Annotated in this window: 1 pseudogene; it reads right to left on the reverse strand. The window is 36.5% G+C overall.

What is annotated here, in order from left to right:
* Positions 1 to 493: pseudogene (locus tag LIZ08_RS10285) on the reverse strand (transposase); the annotation flags it as partial.
* Positions 494 to 540 lie beyond the last annotated feature (47 nt).

The raw sequence follows: 540 nt of genomic DNA on the forward strand, positions 1-540 counted from the left end.
TTTCTTCTTGCTCTTTTTCGTCCCTCAATCGGAGTTCTCTCAACTTTTTTAGAACAGCATTCTCCGCTCTCAGGTATTCATTTTCTGCTTGAAGACGTTCTAACTCTGTCATTTCTTCAGGTTTCTTCTTTGGCTTGCGTCCCATTTTAGGTGCTCTCCCTCTTGTTTTCTCAACAATAGTATACCCATTTTTCTTGTATTGTGCCAGCCAATTTGGAAGCATTCCTTGGTTTGGGAGAGCATAATCTAGAGACACCCTTATTTGAGAACGACCTTCAAGCAGAACTTTATCAATAATTTCTCGTTTTAATTTAGGAGAATAATAACGGTTCTTCCCCTTTTTGACGAACTCTATACCGTAACGATCAATCAATTTAATCATGTACCTAAGATTAGGAATATTTATCCCGAATATATTTGAAAGCTCTTTGAAGCTTCGCCCTTGTTTTCTAAGTTCATAGATCTGAACCTTATCCTTATATGTCAATTTCATAATAAAAACACCCCAAAAGTTAGATTTTTTCTGTCTAACTTTTGGGG

The organism is Streptococcus sp. 210928-DFI.4.42 (assembly GCF_020554365.1).
GTDB lineage: Bacteria > Bacillota > Bacilli > Lactobacillales > Streptococcaceae > Streptococcus > Streptococcus parasanguinis_S.